The organism is Luteibacter sp. OK325, from assembly GCF_003050935.1.
GTDB lineage: Bacteria > Pseudomonadota > Gammaproteobacteria > Xanthomonadales > Rhodanobacteraceae > Luteibacter.
In genome coordinates this window covers 1-22,289 of record NZ_QAOX01000008.1, presented here as the reverse complement: position 1 = coordinate 22,289, position 22,289 = coordinate 1, and the positions used below count along the sequence as shown (strand labels likewise).

Here is a 22,289-nt window from a genome sequence, read left to right as displayed (position 1 = left end):
CATCATGCGCCGTACTGCCGCCGCCCTCATGGGTGGTTTCCTTTCCTGCGCCCTGATGGCGGCCCCGGTGGCTGCCCCGCTCACCACTCCGGCGGTGGATTCGGGCGCGGAACTGGTTCGCGTGCTGATCAGCCTGCTCGGCGTCATCGCGCTCATTTTTTTCGTTGGCTGGCTGAGCCGTCGCGCCCAGGGGCGCGTGCGTCCGGGCGGCCGGAAGATCCGCGTTATCGAATCGATGCCGGTCGGCATCAAGGAAAAGGTCATGCTGCTCGAAGTCGGTGGCACGCAGCTCCTGGTCGGCGCCTCGCCCACCGGTGGCCTGCGTACGCTGCATGTCCTGGCCACGCCGGTACAGGACGACACCACGCCGACGGCTTCAGTGCCGGCGATTCGTGGTTTTCGCGACGTGCTCAATCAGTGGAAGCGGCCATGATCGGGGAGGCTATCGCGGGCGTAGCCCGCTCCCACAGAGAGCGGTCCTTCACAAAGCAGTCCCACAAAGTGCGCTGCTGGTCGTTGTTTGTCTTCGTCATCCTGCTTTTCGCGCCGATGGCCGCCTTCGCTGCCGATCCGCTGTCGCCGCCGGGTATCCAGCTGCTGAACGTGCAGCCGGGCGCCAATGGCAGCCAGAACTGGTCGCTGTCAATCCAGATGCTGGCGCTGATGACGGCGCTGACGGTCCTCCCGGCGATCCTGCTGATGATGACCTCGTTCACCCGCATCGTCATCGTGCTCGGCTTTCTCCGCCAGGCGCTGGGTACCAACAGCACGCCGCCCAACCAGGTCATCCTCGGCCTGTCGCTGTTCCTCACGTTGTTCGTGATGTCGCCGGTGATCAACAAGGCCTACGACACGGGTATCAAACCGTACATGGACGGTCAGATGTCTGTGCAGGACGCCGTTCCGCTCGCCGCCGCGCCATTTCGCCACTTCATGCTCGACCAGACCCGCGAGCCGGATCTCCAGCTGTTCACCAAGCTCGCCGGTGAGCAGCCCTATGCGGACAAGGATTCGGTGCCTTACCGCGTCGCGCTGCCCGCCTTCGTGACCAGTGAGCTGAAGACCGCTTTCCAGATGGGCTTCCTGCTGTTCATTCCGTTCCTGATCATCGATCTGGTCGTGGCCAGCGTGCTGATGTCGATGGGCATGATGATGGTCTCGCCGATGATCATCTCGCTGCCGTTCAAGATCATGCTTTTCGTCCTGGTCGACGGCTGGACACTGCTGCTCGGGACCCTGGCCGGGAGCTTCTACCAATGACGCCCGAATCGGTCATCGCCTTCGGGCAGCAGGCCCTGCATATCGCGATGCTGGTTGGCGCGCCGCTGTTGCTCACCGCGCTTGCGGTGGGTCTGATCATCGGCATGGTGCAGGCGGCGACGCAGATCAACGAGCAGACCCTCAGCTTCATTCCGAAGCTCATCTCGATGGCGCTGGTGATGATCATCACCGGCCCGTGGATGCTGCGCACCCTGGTGACATTCACCCGCACGCTCATCGAAAGCCTGCCCCAGGCGGTGCGTTGATGCCGATCGACCTGAACCAGCTCGAAGGGTGGGTGGGTGCGGCGTGCTGGGCGATGGCCCGCATCTCCGGCCTGCTACTCGTCGCGCCGGTTCTGGGGGCGACCACGATTCCCGTGCGCATCAAGATGGGCCTGGCGGTGCTGTTGACCATGACCCTTGCCCCGCTGGCGCCGTTGGCGCTTCACCCACTGTCCGCGCAGGGCGTGGCGACGCTGGCCCAGCAGGTACTCATCGGCGCCGCGCTCGGTTTCATCCTCAAGATCGTGTTCGAGGCGGTGGCGTTCGGCGGCCAGTTCGTTTCGCAGGCTATGAGCCTGGGCTTCGCCGAAGTGGTGAACCCGGGTGTCGGCGGCACCACGCCGGTGCTCGGCCAGTTCTATACGATGATCGTGACCCTGCTGTTCCTGGTGATGAATGGCCATCTGCAGCTGATCAGTCTGCTTGCCGATAGCTTTCGCACCATGCCGGTGAGCGACCATGGCATCGGTGCGGAGGGCATCTGGGGCGTGCTCCAGTTCGCCAGCCACCTGTTCGCGGGTGCCGTACGCGTTGCGCTGCCGGCCCTCACCGCCGTGCTCGTGGTCAACCTCGGCTTCGGCGCGATCAGCCGTTCGGCACCGTCGATGAACCTCTTCGCGGTCGGATTTCCGATCACCATCTGCCTGGGCATCATCGCCGTGTGGCTCGCGCTGCGCGGCCTGCCCAGCGCCTGGGATTCGCTGCAGACGGACGCCTGGGAAGCCATGCGCCAGATGGTCGGGAGGTCCTCGCCGTGAGTGAGTCCGACCAGGAAGACAAAACCGAATCACCTAGTGACAAACGCCTTCGCGAAGCGCGCGAGAAGGGCGACCTGCCGCGTTCGCGCGACCTTTCCACCGCCGTGGTGGTACTCGCTGGCGTAACCACGATGATCGCCTCGCGCGAGCAGATGGCCGTGCATGCCGCGAACATCATGCACGTAGGGCTGCGTTACGGCCGGGACGATCTGTTCGCGGCCAATGGTCTGAGTCGCGCCCTGATGACCGCAGCCGGTGAAGGCCTGAAGCTACTCGGCCCGGTGTTCACCGTGACCGCGGTGGCTGCCATCGCCGCCCCTGCGCTGATGGGCGGCCTCAACTTCTCAGCCGAGGCCCTGGTACCGAAGTTCGACCGCATGGACCCGATCAAGGGCTTCGGCCGCCTGGTCTCGATGAACGGTCTGGTCGAGCTGGGCAAGTCGTTGCTGAAGCTGCTGCTTATCGGCGGTGCGCTGGTCTGGTTCCTCAATCGCACCACTCGCGAGATGTACGCGGTGGGCAGCGGCCCGGTGAAGGAGGGCATCGCCCATACCTTCGGCGTGCTCGGCCATGCGTCGCTGATCTTCGCTTGCGCGCTGGGGCTGATTGCCCTGGTCGATGCGCCCTGGCAGGCCTTCAGCTTCACCAAGAAGATGCGCATGACCAAGCAGGAGGTGAAGGACGAGCACAAGGAAAGCGACGGCAGTCCCGAGCTGAAGTCAAAGATCCGTCAGATGCAGCACCAGATGTCGCGTCGGCGAATGATGGAAGACGTTCCTACGGCGGATGTGATCGTGGTCAACCCGACTCACTTCGCCGTGGCGCTCAAGTACGACGAAGTGAAAATGGGCGCGCCGCGAGTGGTAGCAAAGGGTGTGGACGTCCTGGCCCAGCAGATTCGCGACGTGGCGGGTGGGGCGAAGGTTCCTGTCGTCGAATCGCCGCCGTTGGCACGCGCCTTGTATGCAACCACGGAAGTCGGTCGCGAGATCCCCTCGGCACTGTATGTCGCCGTGGCCCAGATCCTGGCCTATGTGTTCCGCCTGAAGCAGGCGATCGCCGTTGGCGACCTCCCGCCCGATCTGCCCGAGCAGGACATCGATCCTGAACTGCTCGGCCCCTACCGTATGGATAAGTGACGATGGCAGCTACGACCACGCTCATGGGCACGTTCCGGCAGATCGGCCGGCGGGGCATTGCCGCGCCGGTGATCATGCTGGTCATGCTCGGCATGCTCATGCTGCCGCTGCCACCGTTCATGCTGGACCTGCTGTTCACCTTCAACATCGCGCTGTCCCTGGTGATCCTGCTGGCCACCATGTACGTGATGCGCCCGCTGGAACTGGCCTCGTTCCCGACCGTGGTGCTCTTCGCGACGTTGTTGCGCCTGGCGCTGAACATCGCCTCCACGCGCGTGGTGCTGCTGCACGGCCACAACGGCCCGGGCGCGGCCGGCAAGGTGATCGAGGCCTTCGGCGAGTTCGTCATCGGTGGCAACTTCGCCGTCGGCTTCGTGGTCTTCGCCATCCTGACCATCATCAACTTCGTGGTCGTGACCAAGGGCGCCACGCGCGTCTCCGAAGTGACCGCCCGCTTCACCCTCGACGCGATGCCCGGCAAGCAGATGGCGATCGACGCCGACCTCAACGCCGGCCTGCTCACCCAGGAACAGGCGCGCGAGCGCCGCCAGGAAGTGCGCGAGGAAGCGGACTTCTACGGTTCGATGGACGGTGCTTCCAAGTTCGTCCGCGGCGACGCCACGGCCGGCATGCTCATCCTCGCGATCAATATCATCGGCGGCTTCTTCATCGGCATGCTGCAACACGGCCTGTCCGCCTCCGAAGCCGCGCGCACCTATACGCTGCTGACCATCGGCGACGGCCTGGTCGCCCAGGTGCCGGGCCTGATGCTCTCGATCGCCACGGCGGTCATCGTCACCCGTGTGTCCAAATCCCAGGAAATGAGCAAGCACGTGATGGGGCAGCTGTTCGGCCAGCCGAAGGCGCTGGGCGTGGCGGCTGCCGTGCTCGGCGCGATGGGCCTGGTCCCGGGCATGCCGAACCTGCCGTTCCTTCTGCTCGCCGCCGCTGCCGGTTTCGGCGCGTGGAAGCTGCAGCAGAACAAAGATCGCCTCGCCGACCTCGGCACGCTGGGCGGTGCAACGACGCCGGGCACCGAACTGGCGCTGGAATCGACACCCCCCGGCGAGCGGCTCGAGCTGTCGTGGGAAGACGTGGCCCAGGTCGACACGATCGGCCTGGAAGTTGGCTACCGCCTGATCCCGCTGGTCGACAAGGCGCAAGGTGGTGAGTTAATGGCGCGCATCAAGTCGGTGCGCCGCAAGCTGTCGCAGGAACTGGGTTTCCTGGTGCCGTCCGTACACATTCGCGACAACCTGGACCTCTCGCCGCACGGTTATCGCATCTCGCTGATGGGCGTGCCCATGGGCGAGGCGGAAATCCATACCGAGCGCATGCTGGCGATCGATCCGGGCCGCGTGCACGGCACCATCAATGGCATCGCCACGCGCGATCCGGCCTTCGGACTGGATGCCGTGTGGATCGAGCCCGGCCTGCGCGAGCACGCGCAGACACTGGGCTATACGGTGGTCGACCCGGCCACGGTGATCGCCACGCACCTGTCCCACATCCTGCAGAACCATGCCCACGAACTCATCGGTCACCAGGACGTGCAGCAGCTGCTCGACCGCCTGGCCCAGCAGACACCCAAGCTGGTCGAGGACCTCGTGCCCAAGCGCCTGTCGCTCGGTGCGGTGGTCAAAGTCCTGCAGAACCTGCTCGCCGAGCGAGTGCCCATCCGCAATTTCCGCGGCATCGTCGAATCACTGGCCGAGCATGCCGGCCAGAGTCAGGATCCCGGCGTCCTCGCGGCCAGCGTGCGCGTCACCCTCGGCCGACAGATCGTGCAGGAGATCGCCGGCCTCGGAACTGAGGTCCCCGTCATTACTTTGGCGCCGGAACTGGAGCAGATTCTTCTTCAGTCCCTACAGGGCGGTGGTCCCGCTGGCGCGGCCATCGAGCCGGGCCTTGCGGACCGCCTGCAGCAGAACGTGGCCGAGGCGGCACGACGTCAGGAAGCGGCCGGCGAACCGGCCGTCCTGCTGGTCTCGCCGGCACTTCGTCCGTGGCTTTCACGCTTTACCCGACATGTGGCCCAAAACCTGCATGTACTCGCCTATAACGAGGTTCCGGACAACCGCCGCGTCAAGCTGGTGACGGCTCTCGGACGATAGGACAGAGAGGATCTAACGCATGAAAATCAAACGATTCGTTGCCGCCGACATGCGCCAGGCCATGCGCCAGGTTCGTGATGAGCAGGGTCCGGACGCCGTGATCCTGTCCACGCGCCGGATGGACGACGGCATCGAAATCATCGCGGCACTTGATTACGACGAAGCGCTGGTCCGCGAAGCGGGCTTCGCCTTCGAGCCGCCGACCGCTGAAGAAACCGCCGCGAAGCATGCCGCTGCGCTGGCGCCGATCCGCGCCACGCGCGACAGCGATCGCGCCGCACGCATCGACCAGGCACGCGCCGCCACGGCCGCCGCCGTCGAGCGCGCTACCAAGACCGGCACAGGCAACGCCAATGCGCCGCAGCGCCAGTCCAGCGCCGCGCTCGCATCCAGCGTGGCCGACGTGGTTCGCGCCGCCACGGTCAACCCGAACAGCGACGCCGCCGTGAATGGCGTGCGTGCCGAGATCAACAGCCTGCGCGAGATGCTGGAAGTGCAGCTCTCCACGCTGGCCTGGAACCAGATGGACCGCGAGCAGCCCTTACGTGCCCGCGTGCTTCGCGAAATGACCCGCCTGGGCATCGACGGCGACGTGGCCCGCGCGCTGTGTGCCGAACTGCCGGCCGGGATGACCTCCGAGCAGGCGCGTTACCTGCCGCTGGGCATTCTTTCGCGCAACATCCGCACCAGCGGGCGTAACTTCGACACGGTCGGCGGCGGTATCACCGCGCTGGTCGGTACCACCGGCGTTGGCAAGACGACGACCATTGCCAAGCTTGCCGCGCGTGCCGTGCTTCGGCATGGCGCGTCCAACGTCGCCCTGATCAGCGCCGACCAGTACCGCATCGGTGCCGGCGCGCAGCTGGAACATTACGGTCGCCTGCTCGGCGTGCGTGTGTACAACGCGCATGACGCCGACAGCCTGCGCAACGTGCTGCTCCAGTTGCGCAGCAAGCACACCGTCCTGGTCGACACCGCCGGCATGGCCGGCAACGATCCCAAGCTGCAGCAGCAGTTCGACACGCTGCGCGCCACCTCGAACCTCCGCGTCTGCCTGGTGCTCGCCGCCAACGCGCAGGCACAGGCCATCGACAACGCGATCCGCTCGTACGCACCGCTGTCGCCGCAGACCGCCATCCTTACCAAGCTCGACGAGGCCCCGCTGATCGGCGGCGCCCTGTCGGCACTGATTCGCCACGCTCTGCCCCTGGACTACACCACCGACGGGCAGCGTGTACCTGAAGACATCGCCTCCGCTGATGCGCGCAAGCTGGTCTGCCTCGCAGCCCAGTTGCTCAAGCAGCGCAACGAGGAGCCCGACGACGCCATACTTGCCGATCGTTTCGGCACCGCGGCGCCGGCGCTGGCTTGATCGGGGACCCGCAGAACGTGACTACCGCAACCGCAAACTCTTTCACGGCAGTGAATTCCTTCATGACCACACACGTCGATAGCACCCAGGCCGCCGGTCTCAACTGGCTTGACGACCGTCGCCCCACGCGCAGCATCGCGATCGCGGGCGGCAAGGGCGGCGTCGGCAAGACCACCGTGGCGGTCAATCTCGGCATGGCACTGGCCATGGGCGGACGCGACGTCGTCCTGCTCGATGCCGACCTCGCCATGGCCAACATCGACGTGCTGCTCGGGCTGCAGCCGACCCGCCATCTCGGCCACATGCTCGAGGGCGAATGCCGCATCGAGGACCTGATCCTCCAGGCGCCGCATGGGCTGAAGGTGATTCCGGCCACCTCCGGCGCCCGCCGCATGGCCCAGTTGCCGAACATCGAGCATGCCGCGGTCATCCGCGCGTTCGACGAGTACCCGACCGCCCCCGAATACCTGATCGTCGACACCGCCGCCGGCATCTCGGACAGCGTGTCCATGTTCGCCGCCGCCTCCGACGAGGTCGTGGTGGTGGTCTGCGACGAGCCGGCTTCGCTCACCGATGCCTATGCCCTGATCAAGGTCATGAGCCGCGAGTTCGGCGTGAACCGCTTCCGCATCGTGGCCAATATGGTCCGCCACGCCCAGGAAGGCCGCCAGCTGTTCGAGAAACTTTCCCGGGTGGCCAACCGCTTCCTGGATGTTTCCTTGGATTTCATGGGGATGGTCCCGCACGACGAGTACCTGCGCCAGGCCATTCGCCGCCAGTCGGCGGTGGTCGACGTCTGGCCGAGTAGCCGATCTGCCGTTGGATTCAAGAATCTGGCCAGGTCGGTCGATACATGGGGTGAACCCGAACCCCGTGCTCAGGGTCGCATCGGCTTTTTTGCCGAGCGGTCCCACCTGGGGGGAGGGCTGCCACTGTGAGCGTTGCGACGGAATACCTTGAAGTCACGCGAATCCCGGCGGATCAATTAGTACGAACCCACGCGCCGCTGGTGCGCCGGATCGCCTATCACCTGATGGGCCGGCTGCCGCCAAGCGTGGATGCAAACGACCTCATGCAAGCCGGAATGATCGGCCTGCTCGAGGCCGCAAGAAATTACTCGCCGACTCGCGCGGCCAGTTTCGAGACCTATGCGGGTATCCGCATACGGGGCGCGATGCTGGACGAACTGCGCAAGACGGACTGGACCCCGCGCTCCGTCCACCGGAAGTTGCGCGAGGTGGCTGAAGTGACAAGGCAGATCGAGAACGAAACAGGTGGGGATGCCGAAGACGCCGAGGTGATGAAGCGGCTTGGTATCGACGCCATGGAATACAACCAGATTCTGGCCGACGCGGCGAGCGCTCGGTTGCTCAGCCTCACGGCGCCGGAAGGCGACGAAGGCGCGGCGATCGATGTCGCGGACCCCGACGCCGCGGGTCCGGAAGGGATCTTCGAGCAGGACGGCTTGCGCGATGCGCTGGCGCAGTCCATCGACGGCCTGCCCGAACGCGAGAAGCTGGTGATGTCGCTGTACTACGATGAAGAGCTCAACCTGAAGGAAATCGGTGCGGTGCTGGGTGTAAGCGAATCGCGGGTGTGCCAGATCCATGGCCAGGCCCTGATCCGCCTCCGCGCCCGCATGACAGGTTGGAAAGACAAGCATTGACGGCATTGCGGTGCCGTCGCCGGTAAGAACGCGCAGTCAGGCGGAGACAGAGTTTTGGACAAGAACATGAAGATCCTCGTGGTGGACGATTTTTCCACCATGCGCCGCATCGTCAGGAACCTCCTGGTCGAGCTGGGATTTACGAACACCCTCATCCAGGAGGCTGAAGACGGCAACGCGGCGCTCGTGATGCTGCGCGCCCAGTCCTTCGACCTGGTCGTGACCGACTGGAACATGCCCAACATGACGGGCATCGAACTGCTTCGCGCCATCCGCGCGGACGCTGCGCTGAAGTCGATGCCGGTGCTGATGGTGACGGCCGAGAACAATCGCGACCAGATCATCGCCGCCGCGCAGAGTGGCGTGAACGGCTACGTGGTCAAGCCGTTCACGGCGGTCACGCTGAAGGAAAAGCTCGACAAGATCTTCGAACGACTCGCCGCGGCTGCGGGCTAAGGGAATGACAATGAACACCATGCTTACCGCCGGCCACGAGGTCGTTCCCGAGCTGCGCGAGTTGCTCGACGCCGATGACAGCGCCGCTTTCGAGCAGGCACTCGACCGCCTGCTGCGCACCCGCGAACAACACCTGTTCCTGGCCCTGGGCCATCTCGCGCGCGATCTGCACGAGTCGGTTCGCCGCCTCGCCTCCGATATCTCCAGCGACGGCGTGCCGGGCAACATGAGCGATGCGCGCAAGCACCTGCGCGACGTGCTCGAAATGAGCTCGCAGGCCGCCCATCGCACCCTCGACTTCAGCGACAAGCTGCGGCCGCAGGCGCAGGCACTGGCCAAGCAGGCGGACGAAGTGTTGGTCATGGACCACGCCGATCCATCCTTCGCTCCCAATGCCACGGCGCTCGCCGTGCGCGTGGGCGATTTCGCGCAGAGCTGCGACATCGGCCTGGGTGAGATGGTCGAAGCGCAGTCCTGGCAGGATCTCTCCGGCCAGCGCGTGGCGCAGGTCGAAGCCTTCATGGCCAAGGTGGAATCGTCGCTGGTCGAGCTGGTCCGCCTCACCGGTTCGCTCGCGGGCAATCACGCACCGGCGCCGGACAAGGTCAGCCAGGACGAAGTGGATCGGTTGCTCAGCGAATTCGGGTTCTGAGCGCCGTATGAGCGTGGAGCTGGACAACGAGCTGCTCAATGTCTTCCTGATCGAAGCACGCGAACTGCTCGAGAGCCTGGGCGAACAGCTCGTGGACCTCGAAGCCTCGCCGGGAGACGCCGAGCTGCTGAACGCGGTCTTCCGCGCGTTCCATACCGTGAAGGGCGGTGCGGGCTTCCTTGGCCTCAACGCCATGGTGGAGCTGTGCCATCGCGCCGAGGACCTTCTCAACGAGGCCCGTAACGGCGCGGTGGTATTGAACCCTGGCTTCATGGATGCCTTGCTCGAGTCGCTGGACCTCCTCAACGACATGATGCGTGCGGCCGACGCGGGTGTTCCCGCCGAGCCGGCGCCGCGTTCCGTACTCGATCGCCTGCTGATTCCGGGTCGCGCCGGCTCCGCACCGCCGGTGGCCTTGTCGCCGCCGACGGCATCTGCACCCGCGGTCTCGGCGCCGTCCTCGCAGCGCGCCTACGATCCGATCGAAGACGAGTTCGAAGCCATGCTCGACGCCGCGCGCAACGATCGCGCACCGGCATCGGCCCCCTCGGGCACGATCAACGACGACGAATTCGAAGCACTCCTGGATTCCCTCTACGGCACCGGCGCCCCCGGCGCCGATGTGGGAGCCGCTTCAGCGGCGATACCGTCTGCAGCACCCCCTGTGGGAGCCGCTTCAGCGGCGATTGTGGGAGCCGCTTCAGCGGCGATCCCGGCCGCCGCGACACCCGCCGTCGCCGCCGACCCCAACGCCATCAGCGACGACGAATTCGAAGCCCTCCTCGACAGCCTCCACGGCACCGCCGCCCCCGGCACAATGTCTGCTGCTGTAGGAGCCGATTCATCGGCGATCCCACCCGCAGCGACCGCTGCTACCCCTGTGGGAGCCGCTTCAGCGGCGATCCCCGTTGCGACGACACCAACTGCAAGACCCGCAGCCCCCACAGAAAAACGCAGCGCCTCCACCGCCGACACCACCGTCCGCGTCGACACCTTCCGTCTCGACAGCCTCGTCGATGCCGCGGGCGAGCTGGTACTCGTCCGCAACCGCCTGACCAATCTCGCCCCGCGCGGCACGAACGATCCGATGGAACGCGCCATCGGTGAGCTCGAGCGCGTGGCCGAGGATCTGCAGAACGCCGTGCTACGCATGCGCATGCAGCCGGTCGGCAAGTTGTTCTCGCGCTTTCCGCGCATTATCCGCGATCTCGCGCGCCAGCTCGGCAAAGATATCGAGCTGGTCACCGAGGGCGAAGACACCGATATCGACCGCACCGTGGTCGAAGCACTCGCCGATCCGCTGGTCCACCTGCTGCGCAACGCGGTGGACCATGGCATCGAGATGCCCGACGTACGCGAACGCGCCGGCAAGTCGCGCTCGGGCACGGTCCGTCTCGCCGCTGGCCAGTTCGGTGACCGCATCGTCATCACCGTCACCGACGACGGCAAGGGCATGGATCCCGAGATCCTGCGCCGCAAGGCCGTCGAAAAGGGCCTGATGGACGAAGAGCAGGCTGCGCGTCTGGACGAGCGCGAGTGCTACGAAATCGTCTTCCGCCCCGGGTTCTCCACGGCCGCTGAAGTCTCGGACATCTCCGGCCGCGGCGTCGGCATGGACGTGGTCAAGACCAAGATCGTCGAACTCGGCGGCACGCTGTCGATCGACTCGCGCGTGGGTCATGGCAGCACGGTACGTCTCTCGGTACCGCTTACCCTGGCGATCATGCGGGTACTCATGGTGCGCGTAGGCAACCGTCTGTTGTCGTTGCCATTGTCCAATGTCACCGAAGTCTTCGAACTCGTGCCCGGCCAGATCCAGGAGCTGGACGGCCGTATCGTCGCCTCGCACCGCCAGCGCGCGCTTCCGCTTGCCGACCTCGGCAACTGGGCCGGCGCGGCGGGGAAGGGCGGTCACGTGGTGGTCGTGCAGATCGGTCACCAGACACTGGGCTGCCTGGTCGATGAAGTGCTCGGTCGCGAAGACGTCATGGCCAAACCGCTGGGTCCGTTCCTCAAGGATGTGCCGGGTGTCGCCGGCGCGACGATTACCGGCGATGGCCGCATCTCCCTCGTGCTCGACCTCGCCGGCCTTGCCGACGACGGCGGCCAGGTGCTGCCTTCACTAAGGATGGCTGTCTGACATGGATATCGTGAGCGTCGTCGGAACGATCCTGGCCTTCGTGGTCATCATCGTGGGTACCATCCTCAAGGGCTCGAGTCTCGACGCCCTGTGGAACCCGGCGGCGTTCGTCATCGTCTTCCTCGGCACGCTCGCCGCTTTGCTGGTGCAGACGCCCGGCCCGGTGCTCAAACGCGCCTGGACCATGCTGCCCTGGGTGTATCGCCCGCCGGATATCGAGTCGGAGAACCTCGTCAGCCGCATCGTCGGCTGGAGCGAGATATCCCGCCGCACGGGCCTGCTCGGTCTCGAACCGGCGATCGAACGCGAGTCCGATCCCTTCATCCGCAAGGGGCTCCAGCTGCTTGTCGATGGCACCGAACCCGACGCCATGCGTTCCGTGCTCGAGGTGGAAGTGTTCGCGCGCGAGCACACCGATATCGAGGCGGCCAAGGTCTACGAAAACGCGGGAGCCTATTCGCCGACCATGGGCATCATCGGTGCCGTCATGGGCCTGATGTCGGTCATGCAGAACCTCGCCGATCCGAGCAAGCTCGGTCATGGCATCGCCGCGGCGTTCGTCGCGACGATCTACGGCATCGGCCTGGCCAACCTGCTCGCCTTACCGATGGCATCGCGCCTGAAGGGCCTGGCCCGCCGGCGCTCGCAGATGCGCGAAATCCTCGTCGAGGGCCTGGTCTCGATTGCCCAGGGCGACAACCCGCGGCACATCGAAAGCAAGCTGCAGGGATTCCTGTCGTGAAGCGCCGCCACCACGAAGAGCACATCAACCACGAGCGCTGGGCGATTCCCTATGGGGATCTGATCACGCTGCTGTTGGCGCTGTTCGTGGTGATGTACGCCGTGTCGGCCGTGAACGAGACCAAGTTCCGCGTCATGGCGCAGTCGATCAACGAAGCCTTCAACGGCACCGGCAAGGTCATCGAGCCGATTCGCGAGGCGACGCCCGCCGCGCAGGTGCCGCTGCCGAACCAGTCGCGCGCGCCGGTCGCCGCACCGATCGCCAAGATCGACGTGCCGATTCCGCCGCGCAACCTGCCGCTGCCCGGTCACGAAGGCGCCGCACCGACGCGCCAGGAATCGGCCAGCATCAACACCGCGACAGCGGCGAACACCACGGTCGGCAAGACCGAAGACGCCAGCCTCAGCCAGATTGCCGACGAAGTGCAGCGCGCGATGAAGCCGCTGATCGACAAGAACCTGGTCAGCGTCCGTCAGACCAAGGACTGGCTCGAGATCGAAGTCCGTACGGACATCCTCTTTCCCGTCGGCGTCGCCAAACTTCAGGGCACCGCTGAAGAGGTGCTGCGCAAGCTCGCCGGCATCCTCGGCCCGTTCCCGAACGCCATGCGCATCGAGGGCTATACGGACAACACGCCCATTGCGACGGCGACCTTTCCGTCGAACTGGGAACTGTCGGCCGCGCGTGCGGCGACGGTGGCGCGCCTGCTGACAACCAGCGGTGTCGATCCGCACCGTGTGGGCATTGTCGGCTGGGGGGAGTTTCGTCCGACCACCGACAACACCTCCGACGAAGGCCGCAACCGAAACCGCCGCGTGCTCATCGTCGTGATGAGCGACAAGGCCGAGCCGGCGCGCTTCTACAGCGACGCTGACCGCCTGCCGGTCGCGAGTGCTGCCGCAGCGACGCCGCCGACGCCGGCGACGAACCCTGTAGCGGGGACTCGCTGATGCGCGTCTGGGCGATCTCGAATCAGAAGGGCGGCGTCGGCAAGACCACCACCACGGTCGCCCTCGGCAGCCTGCTCGCCGCCGCCGGCAAGCGCACGCTGCTGATCGATATGGATCCGCATGCCTCGCTCTCCGGTTACATCGGCGTGGAAGGTGGTGCACACGGCAGCGTCTACGATCTGTTCGGCATCGGTGGCAATCCACTGCCGCCGGGCACGCTGGTACACGCCACGCAATGGGATCACCTGAGTGTGCTGCCGGCGTCCGCGGCGATGATTACGCTGGACCGCCAACTTGGCACGCGTCCCGGCATGGGCCTGATTCTTTCCCAGGCGCTCGCCGAACTCGCATCCGATTTCGAACACGTGCTGCTGGATTGCCCGCCGACCCTTGGCGTGCTGATGGTGAACGCACTGGCTGCGAGCGATAGGCTTCTGGTGCCCACGCAGACCGAGGCGCTCGCCCTGGCGGGCCTCGAGCGCATGTTGCGTAGCCTCTCCATGATCGAGCGTTCGCGCGGTCGACCGCTGCCGCGGACCATCGTGCCCACGATGTTCGACGCGCGCACGCATGCGTCGCGCGCTTCGCTGGAGCAATTGCGCGAAAAGTACGGCGATGGCGTCAGTCAGGCCGTGATCCCGACCGATACACAGATTCGTGAAGCCAGCGCGGCCGGTGTGCCGCTGGCATCCTGGCCCGCCGCCCGGCGCGGTGGCCTGGCCTATCGCCAGCTGCTCGACGAGCTGTTGGCCTTGCCCGCCGCGTCCGTCACGGTCGCGGCGGCGTGATGCGCGCCATGCAGGACGCCGAGCAGATCGTCGCCGACTACCTCGCCGAGCTATTGACGCCTGCCTTGCCCGCGGCGCCACCGGACGCCGAGGTAAAGATCGTTTCGATCGACCCCTGGCGCACCGTTCCGAACGACGAGCCGGCGACGCGTGCTGACAGCCGATACCTGCTGTGCCTGGCCGCTGGCGTGCGCCTGGCCGTGCCGATGGCCGACATCACCCACATGCTGCCGATGCCGCCTTTGACGCCACCGAACACGAGCAATCCGATCTGCCTCGGGCGCTGGCGCCACCCGAGTGGCGTTGCGCGCGTGGCGGACCTTGCCGCGATTCTCTCGCCGGACATGGCTGGCGCGCAGTCGCCCACTCTTATCCTGCTCGGCGACCGGGCCTGGGCACTGGCGTGTATCGTCGACGAAGAACCGGTGGAACTCGATGCAACGGCCATTCAGTGGCGCAAGGGCGCAACCACGCGTCCCTGGCTCGCCGGTATGTCCCAAGAACCCAAGTGCGGCGTGGTCGGTACCACGGCGCTGATCGAATGGCTGGAAAAGGAGCTGGGCCCGTGACCGATATCCAACGCGACGGCCGTGGCGCCTGGCTCGGATTTTCCCTGAAAGGGCAACGCTACGCGGTGTCGCTCGCCAGCGTGCGTGAAGTGATCCGCTGCGGCGACATCACGCCCGTGCCTGGCGCGCCTGAGGATGTGCTCGGCATCGTCAACCTGCGCGGCCAGATCGTGCCCGTGCTCGACGGCCGTCGCCGCTTCGGCCTCGACGGCCGCATCGACGAGACCGAAGAAGACGCCCAGCGCGTCATCGTCTTCGACGATGCCGGCAGCATCGTCGGCATGCGCATCGACGTGATCGGCGACATGCTCGAGTTCAATCCCGCCGATGTCGCCCCGCCACCGCCCGGCCGCGCCTCACGCCGCGACGATCCCGTCAGCGGCGTCATCACCCGCGACGACGGCTTCATCGCGTTGGTAGACATTCCGCGCCTCTGTAGAGCCTGATGTAACCAGGCTTTCATGGGGGTCGGCTTTCTGTGGGAGCCGGCTATGCCGGTGATTGCCCTCCCAGATCCCGCAAAACATCGCGCTTCTGCCGCAGTCCGCTTTGCGCTACCGTGTCCCGGCACCCAAGGGAACCCACGCATGAACCCCTTCATCGGATACGTGCTGATCGCACTGGCCGTCCTCAACCTGGTCGGTCTGCTGTTGCTGTTCCGCCACCTCGGCCTGACACCGTCTTCTACCCCGGTCGTGACGCCCGTCGCGCCGGCAAAAGGGGCAGCAGCGGCTTACGAAGACATTCGTGACATCCGTGACGACCCAACGCCAGCCGTCCCACCGGACGCGCTCGCCGCCATGCTCCGTCGTCTTGAGAACCGTCTCGGCGATATAGAGGATCAGGTTCGCCGTAATCCAGCCGTCACCGTTGCTGGTGAACCGGGTGCTGCTACCGATCGGGCGCTTGCGCTCGCTCAGCGTCTTGCACGGCAGGGTGCTTCGGCTAAGGATATTTCTGAGACGTGTGGTATTTCGTTGACGGAAGCTGAGTTGTTGCAGCGGTTGCACGCGCCGCGTTGATCGTCTGCAAGCGTTATGTCGAGCTATGGTTGAAATTGGCAATCGATGCAGATTTCGGGGTGCGAACGAAGTTCGTGGAGCGGAGCGCCGTTCGGTGGTCTAGGAAGGCGTGGTCCCCTGAGGTTTCCGAGCTCGACCAATAGACACGTTGTGTGCCGAGGTGACCATTGATTGAGGCGAGGTCGTGGGGCAGAGGCTGATCGCCGAACTGCATGCGCGACTTTGTGCGCATGCAGTTCTTCCAAAGATCCGACGTGTTGGAATTCTCGACTTGCAGTTAGTTCGTGCGATCTCTACGTCGGACCTCTCTTCGAGATTGCACCCGTAGTGCCCACTGTCCGATAGGGTGCCCGCCCAATCCGAATAGCAGGCCATAGGTTAGGCACTCGACGGCGGCTTGAAAAGACGTGCGTTGGTAGTCGCCGTAACTACCGACTTCGAACACGTGAGTTGTGAGGAACATCAGCGGGGCGTACCAGAGAACTCCGACTCTTAACGTATATCCGGCAACTCCGCCCGTTGGTAGGAAATACCAACGGATCCATTGCAGCATCTTAGCCTTCGTCACCATCGTCACCATCGTCACCATCGTCACCATCGTCTCCCGCTGCCAGGTGCCGCCGAGCGTGTCTCACCGGCGATTGTCTCGAGCACATTGATTTAACTGTGCTATGACGCCCACCGAGCCTCCAAACAGTACGGCACCGACCCCGAGGCCGGGGCCGCCTGCGAATCCCATGAATCCGGGAAGCGCTCCAACGCCGAATGCCATGCCCATGGCTCTGAACGAGCAGTTGGGGCCTGGAAACAGCCCTCCCGAGACAGTCGTAATTTCGTAAGAATTCAGTTCGCGCATATTGCTCTCCTCTGATTGGTGATTCGAGATGTCATTGTTCAGATAACGGAGAAATGAGTCTGTCGGTCAGGTCTGGCTATGGCGTAAGCGCATGGCTGAGCGAGGCCGGCATCGGGGCGTATCAACGCTCCAAACAGACTTATGGGTGAATATCTTCGATGAACCTTCCACCAATCAACGTCACGCAGCGGTCGGCGGTACGAATGGTTTCAGGTCGGTGCGCGATAATGATTCGGGTCACCTTCATGTCTTTGAGCGTTGAGGCGATGCGGCTCTCCGCCGCCAAGTCGAGGTGGCTTGTTGCCTCATCAAGGACAAGCATGGCGGGTTTTCGGAAAAGCGCGCGTGCAAGAACGATTCGCTGCCTCTGTCCACCCGAGAGCGAAGAACCCATATCCCCCACAAGCGTTCGATATCCCATCGGCATCGCACAGATGTCGTCGTGTATCTCGGCACGTCTCGCAGCTTCATAGAGATCGTTCATATTCGCTACCGGGTCGAAGAAGCATATGTTGTCGGCGACAGTCCCTGAAAAGAGATGGTCGTCCTGAAGAACCACGCCGACCTTGTCCCGAAACGATGCCTTTCCTAGTCTCGCCAAGTCCACGCCGCCAACGACGATGGTGCCTTCGCAAGGGTCGATGAGCCCTAGTAGTAGGCGAAGCGTCGTGCTCTTCCCGACTCCCGAGGGGCCAATGATGGCGATGGGCTCACCGGGGCTAACGAACAGTGAAGCGTTGCGAAGGATCCAGGGTGAGTTGGTCGAGTAGCGATAGCTGACGTCACGAAATGCGATCGACGGATCATAATTCGGTCCTTGATAACATCCGTCTATATTCGCTTCCTCTGGCGAGAGCGCAATGTCCGCCACACGATCTGCCTGAATAAGAAGGAGACGGAGTTGAACAAGGTAATCAATGAGTGCGTTCGACCTGGCTGAGAACTGATCGGCGTAAGCCGAGATTGCCATCAGCATGCCGGCAGTCATCTGTCCTCGGACGACCAACGAGGCGCCTACCCAAAGGACGGCGACCCTTTGTAGTCCGGAGACAAGACTTCCGATTGCTTCGAACATGATAGCGATCCGGTTGCCCTGGAATTGATGGGCCAAGACTGTAGCGGTCTTGTTCGCGTGGATTGCCGAGCGGATGGCTGTTTTATTGTTCAGGCGAATGGCCTGTATTCCACGAATTGATTCAACAAGATCTGTCCGCTGGGCCGCCTCAGACTCAATCTGATTGATGCTGGCCTCCCGCAATCGTCGATAAATAACCGCACGCACAACGGCGTAGGCGGTAGTTGCAGATGCCACGATACCAGCCAACAGGGGGCTGTAGATGAGTAGAAATCCAAGTGTCGCCATGCCAACGACACCATCCATCGCGGCGCCTATAAGCTGGCTCGTTAGACCCTGCTGGATGGTACGCATGGCATCAACTCGTGAGACGACGTCGCCTACGTGTCTACGTTCGAAATAACTTTGCTGAAGGCGAAGGAGGCGATGGAAGACTGCGCCCGTCCAATGCATGCTGCCGTGTGCTGTCATCCATGCCACCGACCAACTACGGCACGCGGATAGAGATGAATGTAGAGCTGTGAGTAGAACGAAGCCGATACCTACCAGAGTCAGAAGATCGTAATCGCCATTAGCGAGGACCTGATCGACGATGATCTGCACTAGCTGAGGCATTAGCAGCGCTAGTACCTCGAGCGCAAGTGAGAACGCAAGAATGGATCGCAACGACGGGGCATAACCTCGTAGCATCTGGATCACAGATGACAACGAGATGTCTCGACCTCCCTTTATTTTCGCGAATGTGTCGGCCGGCGCAGCCTGAAGAGCAACGCCCGTAAAACGATGCGATACGTCAAGCAGGCGGAGGGTCATTCGACCCGCAGCCGGATCGATAATGGTTACCCGATTGCGCGACGCCTTAGTAAGAATAACGAAATGATCTAGCTTCCAGTGAAGAATGCATGGTGTTTGGAGATTTTGAAGTTCACTGAGTTCCAGCCGAAGCGGACGACACTGTAGTCCGTGCGTCTCTGCCACCGTGATTACGTCATTTAGCGTCGCTCCGCGGGATGATAGGTTCGTCTTCTCTCGAAGGTCGCGAAGGGAAATATGATGACCGTGATGACCAAGAATCATCGCCAAGCAAGCCATGCCGCATTCTGCTTGCTCGCTCTGCCTGATTACGGGCGTTTCCTTCCGGGCGCCAAATTTGCGTGGCAGCTTCCAGTTTCGAAGCGGTGTGCTTCCATCTGTAATCATTTCGCGCTTCCCTGGCTTTCCATCCGCTTGCCCAGTCCGACGAGTGGTTCGAACATCCATTCGATCAGCTTGCGACGGTCGAGCATGAGATCGGCCGTGACTCCCATACCCGCCTTCAAGGGTTCGTTGGTTCCATAGACGCTCACATTCTGGTCTGCGATCTTGGCGTCGATCCTGTAAATGGGATCGACGGCCGAAACGATCGATGCGCTGAGACTTTGCTGAGTGACTGTTGCAGATCCAGGTATACGAAATACGGTCGCCTTATGTGTGCCGAACTTTTCGTAAGGAAAGGATTGATATCGGATCGCCACGTGCGTCCCATCTCTGACGAATCCGATTATCCTGCTGTCCACGAGTAGCCTCGCGATCAACGGGCTGTCGTGGGGAGCGATGGTAGCCAAGACCTCCGCCGTTGATGTGCCGCTACCTTTGTATACGTATACGTTTGTTATTACGCCATCGATAGGAGATGTGACGAGTATTTCACGGTCCGCATCGGTCTGGATTATTGCCTGCGCGACGTTTGATAGCCTGTCTCTTGTGAGACTGGATTTCTCTTCGAGATCGTCCGATAAGAGCTTCATTCTTGAGTGGATGTTGGCTTCGGCTCGTCTGGAATCCTCGTGTAGTGATGAGGCGGATTCGAGATCGGCCATTGCTTGCAGGTTCTCCGATTCTGCATCTTTGTACTGGAGCGACGAAACGTAGCCTTTGCTCAGGAGAGGCGTAAGTCTTAGAACGATGTCTTGCTTAATCGAAGCTCTCTTGAGTGCGAGCTCCTGTTGTGTGGCAAGCCGCCTCGTCTTTGAGCGTGTTGCGCCAAGCTCTCCGATCAAAGCGCGACGCTGTTCATCGTAAGACCTCTTCGCAACTTTTAGATCATCCTCGATTCGGCTCCGGTCGGCCGAAAGCTGAACCATGCGGGCCGCCAAGTTATTACCATGCTGTTCGGTCTTCTGGTCGGTCGAAAGGGTGAATAAAGTGGTTCCCGCGCTGACGCGTGTTCCGGCGGAGACGTGCACTCTCGCTACCTTGCCGGACCTCGGCGGATACACCTGCGCGAGTCCACCCAATGGCTCCAGGATTCCCTTTACTGACACGCGGCGCGTATACGATCCAAGGCATATCCAAGCGATAAGGGCTGACACAGCAGCGAGAGCGAACGCTGCACTGACTCGTTGCCCTTTGGGGAGAGTGATCGACGTTTCAAAACCTGATAGCTTCAGATTGTCCAAGGCTTCCTGCCTATACAGATTGGTCGTCATGACATGGATAACCCTGGTGGTTTGCAGCAGCTTCAACGTCGTTCTGTCGTCGCGATCCGCGTGACTCAATCGACGTAGGCGTCGACGCTATGGCTGCGTGAAGTGATGCGCATTGAAGCAGCTTCCTGTCGTCGCTAATGTCGGCGGTTGTCGTGCCGCCATGTAAGCGAATAGGTCGCCTTGGCCCCCGTTATGGTGAATCGCGGCTTACCCCCCGGTGTCGCTTCTCCCACGACGTTCGTGCGTGTGCATGGGCCGTACATTGCAACCCCATCCGGGTAAGTGCGCTGATGGCTTCCAGTCCGAGGGCCATCCTTCCGCAGTCGACGGTGTCGGACTCATGCACCAGTTCCGCCAGTAGCTCCGTCAGGCCGTGCGCGTACTGAAGCCATTCCGTTGCTTCGTTGAGAAGGTCGTGGGCGGTCGCCTCGCTGTCAATGATCAGGTTGCATCCGGGACGAACATGATCGCCGGTTTTCGTTTCCATACCTTCCTCCTTGCGAAAAGCCTCACGTTCCCCAAGTTGCGGCACGGTGCGCACAGCGCCGCGTGCCGCGGATCATGCGGGCTCGCGGGTTCATCGGCTGTCCGTGTCCGGACGCCGAGTGACGTTGTTGACGAAGTGGTCGGCGACAGCGCGACTTACCGGCCCGTGCGGCTCAGGGCCCGACGGGAATGGGTGGAAGCGCGATGAGCGACGGTGTCGCCGCAGTTCTTCAACCGGTGCTGCGAGGGATGCAGACGTCCCTGTAACCGATGGGAATGCCGCCGGGGGGATCCGGCGGGCGAGCGAGTAATGGAATGGACGCCTCCTGCCTCGCTCAGGCGCCAGATATCGGATGCATGGGATTCTCAACCTGGAGACAGGGGCTTTCAAAGGTGGTAAACCGCGATTACGACGATGCCGCCGGAGGGTGTGCCATGACATCCATCGCTCAAACCATGATCGGTGTGGATATTGCCAAGCAGGTATTCCAGGTGCACGAAGTGAACGCTGAAACAGGCGAGGTCATTAGCAAGCAGATCAAGCGCGCGAAGTTCCTGGACTATTTCGCGAATCGGCAGCGTTGTCTGATTGGCATGGAGGCTTGCGGCGGTGCGCAGCATTGGGCACGCCGGCTGCTGGCGTTGGGACATGCTGTCAAGTTACTCCCCGCTCAGCAGGTGCGACCGTTTGCTGATGGCAACAAGAACGACGTCGCCGACGCCCGGGCGATTTGGGTCGCCATGCTTCAGCCAGGCATCCGCGCGGTAGCAGTGAAATCCGAGGCTCAGCAGGCGGTGCTGGCGCTACATCGGATGCGACAGCAACTGGTGAAGTTCCGCACTGCGCAGATGAATGGGCTACGCGGTCTGCTGGCCGAGTATGGTGAGGTGATGCCCAGAGGCCGTGCCGCGCTGACAAAGATGATTCCGCTTGTGCTCGGGCGACTCACGGATCGATTGCCGATCGTGTTGATCGAGACACTACGCGAACAGTACGCCCGCATCGGGCAGATGGAAGGTCAGATCGCCGATATCGAGCGCCGACTGCAGCTTTGGCACCGAGAGGATGAAGACTGTCAACGAATCGCGGCGATCCCTGGCGTGGGGTTGCTTACCGCCACCGCGGCGGTGGCCTCCATGGGTGATCCGCGAGCGTTTCGTTCTGGCCGGGAGTTCGCCGCCTGGCTTGGTCTGGTGCCTCGGCAGACCGGCACAGGAGGCAAAGTGAGGCTCTTAGGCATCAGTAAGCGAGGCGACACCTATTTACGGACGTTGTTGATTCATGGAGCACGTTCGGTACTGGTACATAGCCGAACTCCCTCACCATGGATCGCAGCCATCCTTCAGCGACGCTCGCTCAACGTGGCGGCGGTAGCGCTCGCCAACAAAATGGCGCGCACGGTATGGGCACTCATGGTCCATCAACGAACCTATCAATGCAGCTATGTGAGTCAGCCTGCGTAAGCTGGTCAAGATACCCTTTGTAGGCAGG

The 22,289-nt window shown here is 63.1% G+C and carries 22 protein-coding genes; 19 read left to right on the top strand and 3 right to left on the bottom strand.

Annotation, left to right across the window (positions count from 1 at the left end):
• Nucleotides 1-4 precede the first annotated feature (4 nt).
• The 18 genes from fliO to C8J98_RS16495 all read left to right on the top strand — a co-directional run bounded on the left by fliO (nt 5) and on the right by C8J98_RS16495 (nt 15,912).
• Nucleotides 5-433, top strand: coding sequence for a flagellar biosynthetic protein FliO (fliO, locus tag C8J98_RS16580; RefSeq protein ID WP_233260263.1), 429 nt, complete (start codon nt 5-7; stop codon nt 431-433).
• 116 nt (nt 434-549) lie between these two features.
• Nucleotides 550-1,260 (top strand): flagellar type III secretion system pore protein FliP, encoded by a 711-nt coding sequence (fliP, locus tag C8J98_RS16575; protein WP_107914471.1) that lies wholly within the window; start codon nt 550-552, stop codon nt 1,258-1,260.
• The gene (gene fliQ / locus C8J98_RS16570) at nt 1,257-1,526 is read left to right on the top strand and encodes a flagellar biosynthesis protein FliQ (RefSeq protein WP_063572301.1); all 270 of its coding nucleotides are present in this window, start codon (nt 1,257-1,259) and stop codon (nt 1,524-1,526) included. The genes fliP and fliQ overlap by 4 nt, the downstream gene beginning before the upstream one ends.
• Entirely contained in the window at nt 1,526-2,302 is a 777-nt protein-coding gene (gene fliR, locus C8J98_RS16565; protein WP_233260262.1) for a flagellar biosynthetic protein FliR, read from the top strand. Before fliQ ends, fliR begins: the two co-directional genes overlap by 1 nt.
• Entirely contained in the window at nt 2,299-3,441 is a 1,143-nt protein-coding gene (gene flhB, locus C8J98_RS16560) for a flagellar biosynthesis protein FlhB (RefSeq protein ID WP_107914298.1), read from the top strand. The genes fliR and flhB overlap by 4 nt, the downstream gene beginning before the upstream one ends.
• 2 nt (nt 3,442-3,443) lie before the next feature.
• On the top strand, nt 3,444-5,555 hold the full coding sequence (flhA, locus tag C8J98_RS16555) for a flagellar biosynthesis protein FlhA (RefSeq protein ID WP_107914297.1): 2,112 nt from the start codon (nt 3,444-3,446) through the stop codon (nt 5,553-5,555).
• A 19-nt stretch (nt 5,556-5,574) separates the two neighbouring features.
• On the top strand, nt 5,575-6,927 hold the full coding sequence (gene flhF / locus C8J98_RS16550; protein WP_233260261.1) for a flagellar biosynthesis protein FlhF: 1,353 nt from the start codon (nt 5,575-5,577) through the stop codon (nt 6,925-6,927).
• Between the two features lie 62 nt (nt 6,928-6,989).
• Nucleotides 6,990-7,865 (top strand): MinD/ParA family protein, encoded by an 876-nt coding sequence (locus C8J98_RS16545; RefSeq protein ID WP_063573201.1) that lies wholly within the window; start codon nt 6,990-6,992, stop codon nt 7,863-7,865.
• The gene (locus tag C8J98_RS16540; protein WP_046968439.1) at nt 7,862-8,593 is read left to right on the top strand and encodes an RNA polymerase sigma factor FliA; all 732 of its coding nucleotides are present in this window, start codon (nt 7,862-7,864) and stop codon (nt 8,591-8,593) included. Before C8J98_RS16545 ends, C8J98_RS16540 begins: the two co-directional genes overlap by 4 nt.
• A gap of 54 nt (nt 8,594-8,647) precedes the next feature.
• Entirely contained in the window at nt 8,648-9,049 is a 402-nt protein-coding gene (gene cheY, locus C8J98_RS16535) for a chemotaxis response regulator CheY (RefSeq protein WP_107914296.1), read from the top strand.
• 10 nt (nt 9,050-9,059) lie between these two features.
• A complete protein-coding gene (locus C8J98_RS16530; protein WP_107914295.1) occupies nt 9,060-9,701 on the top strand; it encodes a protein phosphatase CheZ in 642 nt (213 codons plus the stop codon).
• A gap of 7 nt (nt 9,702-9,708) precedes the next feature.
• The gene (locus C8J98_RS16525; RefSeq protein ID WP_107914294.1) at nt 9,709-11,841 is read left to right on the top strand and encodes a chemotaxis protein CheA; all 2,133 of its coding nucleotides are present in this window, start codon (nt 9,709-9,711) and stop codon (nt 11,839-11,841) included.
• A 1-nt stretch (nt 11,842) separates the two neighbouring features.
• Nucleotides 11,843-12,583 (top strand): flagellar motor protein, encoded by a 741-nt coding sequence (locus tag C8J98_RS16520; RefSeq protein ID WP_107914293.1) that lies wholly within the window; start codon nt 11,843-11,845, stop codon nt 12,581-12,583.
• On the top strand, nt 12,580-13,533 hold the full coding sequence (motD, locus tag C8J98_RS16515) for a flagellar motor protein MotD (protein WP_107914292.1): 954 nt from the start codon (nt 12,580-12,582) through the stop codon (nt 13,531-13,533). Before C8J98_RS16520 ends, motD begins: the two co-directional genes overlap by 4 nt.
• On the top strand, nt 13,533-14,321 hold the full coding sequence (locus C8J98_RS16510; protein ID WP_107914291.1) for a ParA family protein: 789 nt from the start codon (nt 13,533-13,535) through the stop codon (nt 14,319-14,321). Before motD ends, C8J98_RS16510 begins: the two co-directional genes overlap by 1 nt.
• Nucleotides 14,321-14,890: a chemotaxis protein CheW gene (locus C8J98_RS16505; RefSeq protein WP_107914290.1), complete on the top strand. Its 570-nt coding sequence runs from the start codon at nt 14,321-14,323 to the stop codon at nt 14,888-14,890. The genes C8J98_RS16510 and C8J98_RS16505 overlap by 1 nt, the downstream gene beginning before the upstream one ends.
• On the top strand, nt 14,887-15,336 hold the full coding sequence (locus tag C8J98_RS16500) for a chemotaxis protein CheW (protein ID WP_233260260.1): 450 nt from the start codon (nt 14,887-14,889) through the stop codon (nt 15,334-15,336). Before C8J98_RS16505 ends, C8J98_RS16500 begins: the two co-directional genes overlap by 4 nt.
• A 141-nt stretch (nt 15,337-15,477) precedes the next feature.
• Nucleotides 15,478-15,912 (top strand): DUF2802 domain-containing protein, encoded by a 435-nt coding sequence (locus C8J98_RS16495; RefSeq protein ID WP_158272743.1) that lies wholly within the window; start codon nt 15,478-15,480, stop codon nt 15,910-15,912.
• A 995-nt stretch (nt 15,913-16,907) separates the two neighbouring features.
• On the opposite strand, the gene C8J98_RS16485 is transcribed toward C8J98_RS16495, so the two are convergent.
• The 3 genes from C8J98_RS16485 to C8J98_RS16475 all read right to left on the bottom strand — a co-directional run bounded on the left by C8J98_RS16485 (nt 16,908) and on the right by C8J98_RS16475 (nt 20,798).
• Nucleotides 16,908-19,043, bottom strand: a complete 2,136-nt coding sequence (locus C8J98_RS16485) for a peptidase domain-containing ABC transporter (RefSeq protein WP_158272742.1) — start codon at nt 19,041-19,043, stop codon at nt 16,908-16,910.
• Nucleotides 19,040-20,311 (bottom strand): HlyD family efflux transporter periplasmic adaptor subunit, encoded by a 1,272-nt coding sequence (locus C8J98_RS16480; RefSeq protein ID WP_146171660.1) that lies wholly within the window; start codon nt 20,309-20,311, stop codon nt 19,040-19,042. The genes C8J98_RS16485 and C8J98_RS16480 overlap by 4 nt, the downstream gene beginning before the upstream one ends.
• A 190-nt stretch (nt 20,312-20,501) precedes the next feature.
• Nucleotides 20,502-20,798, bottom strand: coding sequence for a hypothetical protein (locus C8J98_RS16475; protein WP_107914284.1), 297 nt, complete (start codon nt 20,796-20,798; stop codon nt 20,502-20,504).
• Between the two features lie 434 nt (nt 20,799-21,232).
• Between C8J98_RS16475 and C8J98_RS16470 the strand changes: the two genes are divergently transcribed.
• Entirely contained in the window at nt 21,233-22,261 is a 1,029-nt protein-coding gene (locus C8J98_RS16470; RefSeq protein WP_107914283.1) for an IS110 family transposase, read from the top strand.
• Nucleotides 22,262-22,289 lie beyond the last annotated feature (28 nt).

Excerpts from the sequence above, each read along its gene's own strand:
- fliO (WP_233260263.1), top strand. The coding sequence starts at position 5 with ATGCGCCGTACTGCCGCCGCCCTCATGGGTGGTTTCCTTTCCTGCGCC.
- fliP (WP_107914471.1), top strand. The coding sequence starts at position 550 with ATGGCCGCCTTCGCTGCCGATCCGCTGTCGCCGCCGGGTATCCAGCTG.
- fliQ (WP_063572301.1), top strand. The coding sequence starts at position 1,257 with ATGACGCCCGAATCGGTCATCGCCTTCGGGCAGCAGGCCCTGCATATC.
- fliR (WP_233260262.1), top strand. The coding sequence starts at position 1,526 with ATGCCGATCGACCTGAACCAGCTCGAAGGGTGGGTGGGTGCGGCGTGC.
- flhA (WP_107914297.1), top strand. The coding sequence starts at position 3,444 with ATGGCAGCTACGACCACGCTCATGGGCACGTTCCGGCAGATCGGCCGG.
- flhF (WP_233260261.1), top strand. The coding sequence starts at position 5,575 with ATGAAAATCAAACGATTCGTTGCCGCCGACATGCGCCAGGCCATGCGC.
- C8J98_RS16545 (WP_063573201.1), top strand. The coding sequence starts at position 6,990 with ATGACCACACACGTCGATAGCACCCAGGCCGCCGGTCTCAACTGGCTT.
- C8J98_RS16530 (WP_107914295.1), top strand. The coding sequence starts at position 9,060 with ATGAACACCATGCTTACCGCCGGCCACGAGGTCGTTCCCGAGCTGCGC.
- C8J98_RS16525 (WP_107914294.1), top strand. The coding sequence starts at position 9,709 with ATGAGCGTGGAGCTGGACAACGAGCTGCTCAATGTCTTCCTGATCGAA.
- C8J98_RS16520 (WP_107914293.1), top strand. The coding sequence starts at position 11,843 with ATGGATATCGTGAGCGTCGTCGGAACGATCCTGGCCTTCGTGGTCATC.
- C8J98_RS16510 (WP_107914291.1), top strand. The coding sequence starts at position 13,533 with ATGCGCGTCTGGGCGATCTCGAATCAGAAGGGCGGCGTCGGCAAGACC.
- C8J98_RS16505 (WP_107914290.1), top strand. The coding sequence starts at position 14,321 with ATGCGCGCCATGCAGGACGCCGAGCAGATCGTCGCCGACTACCTCGCC.
- C8J98_RS16495 (WP_158272743.1), top strand. The coding sequence starts at position 15,478 with ATGAACCCCTTCATCGGATACGTGCTGATCGCACTGGCCGTCCTCAAC.
- C8J98_RS16485 (WP_158272742.1), bottom strand. The coding sequence starts at position 19,043 with ATGATTACAGATGGAAGCACACCGCTTCGAAACTGGAAGCTGCCACGC.
- C8J98_RS16480 (WP_146171660.1), bottom strand. The coding sequence starts at position 20,311 with ATGACGACCAATCTGTATAGGCAGGAAGCCTTGGACAATCTGAAGCTA.
- C8J98_RS16475 (WP_107914284.1), bottom strand. The coding sequence starts at position 20,798 with ATGGAAACGAAAACCGGCGATCATGTTCGTCCCGGATGCAACCTGATC.
- C8J98_RS16470 (WP_107914283.1), top strand. The coding sequence starts at position 21,233 with ATGACATCCATCGCTCAAACCATGATCGGTGTGGATATTGCCAAGCAG.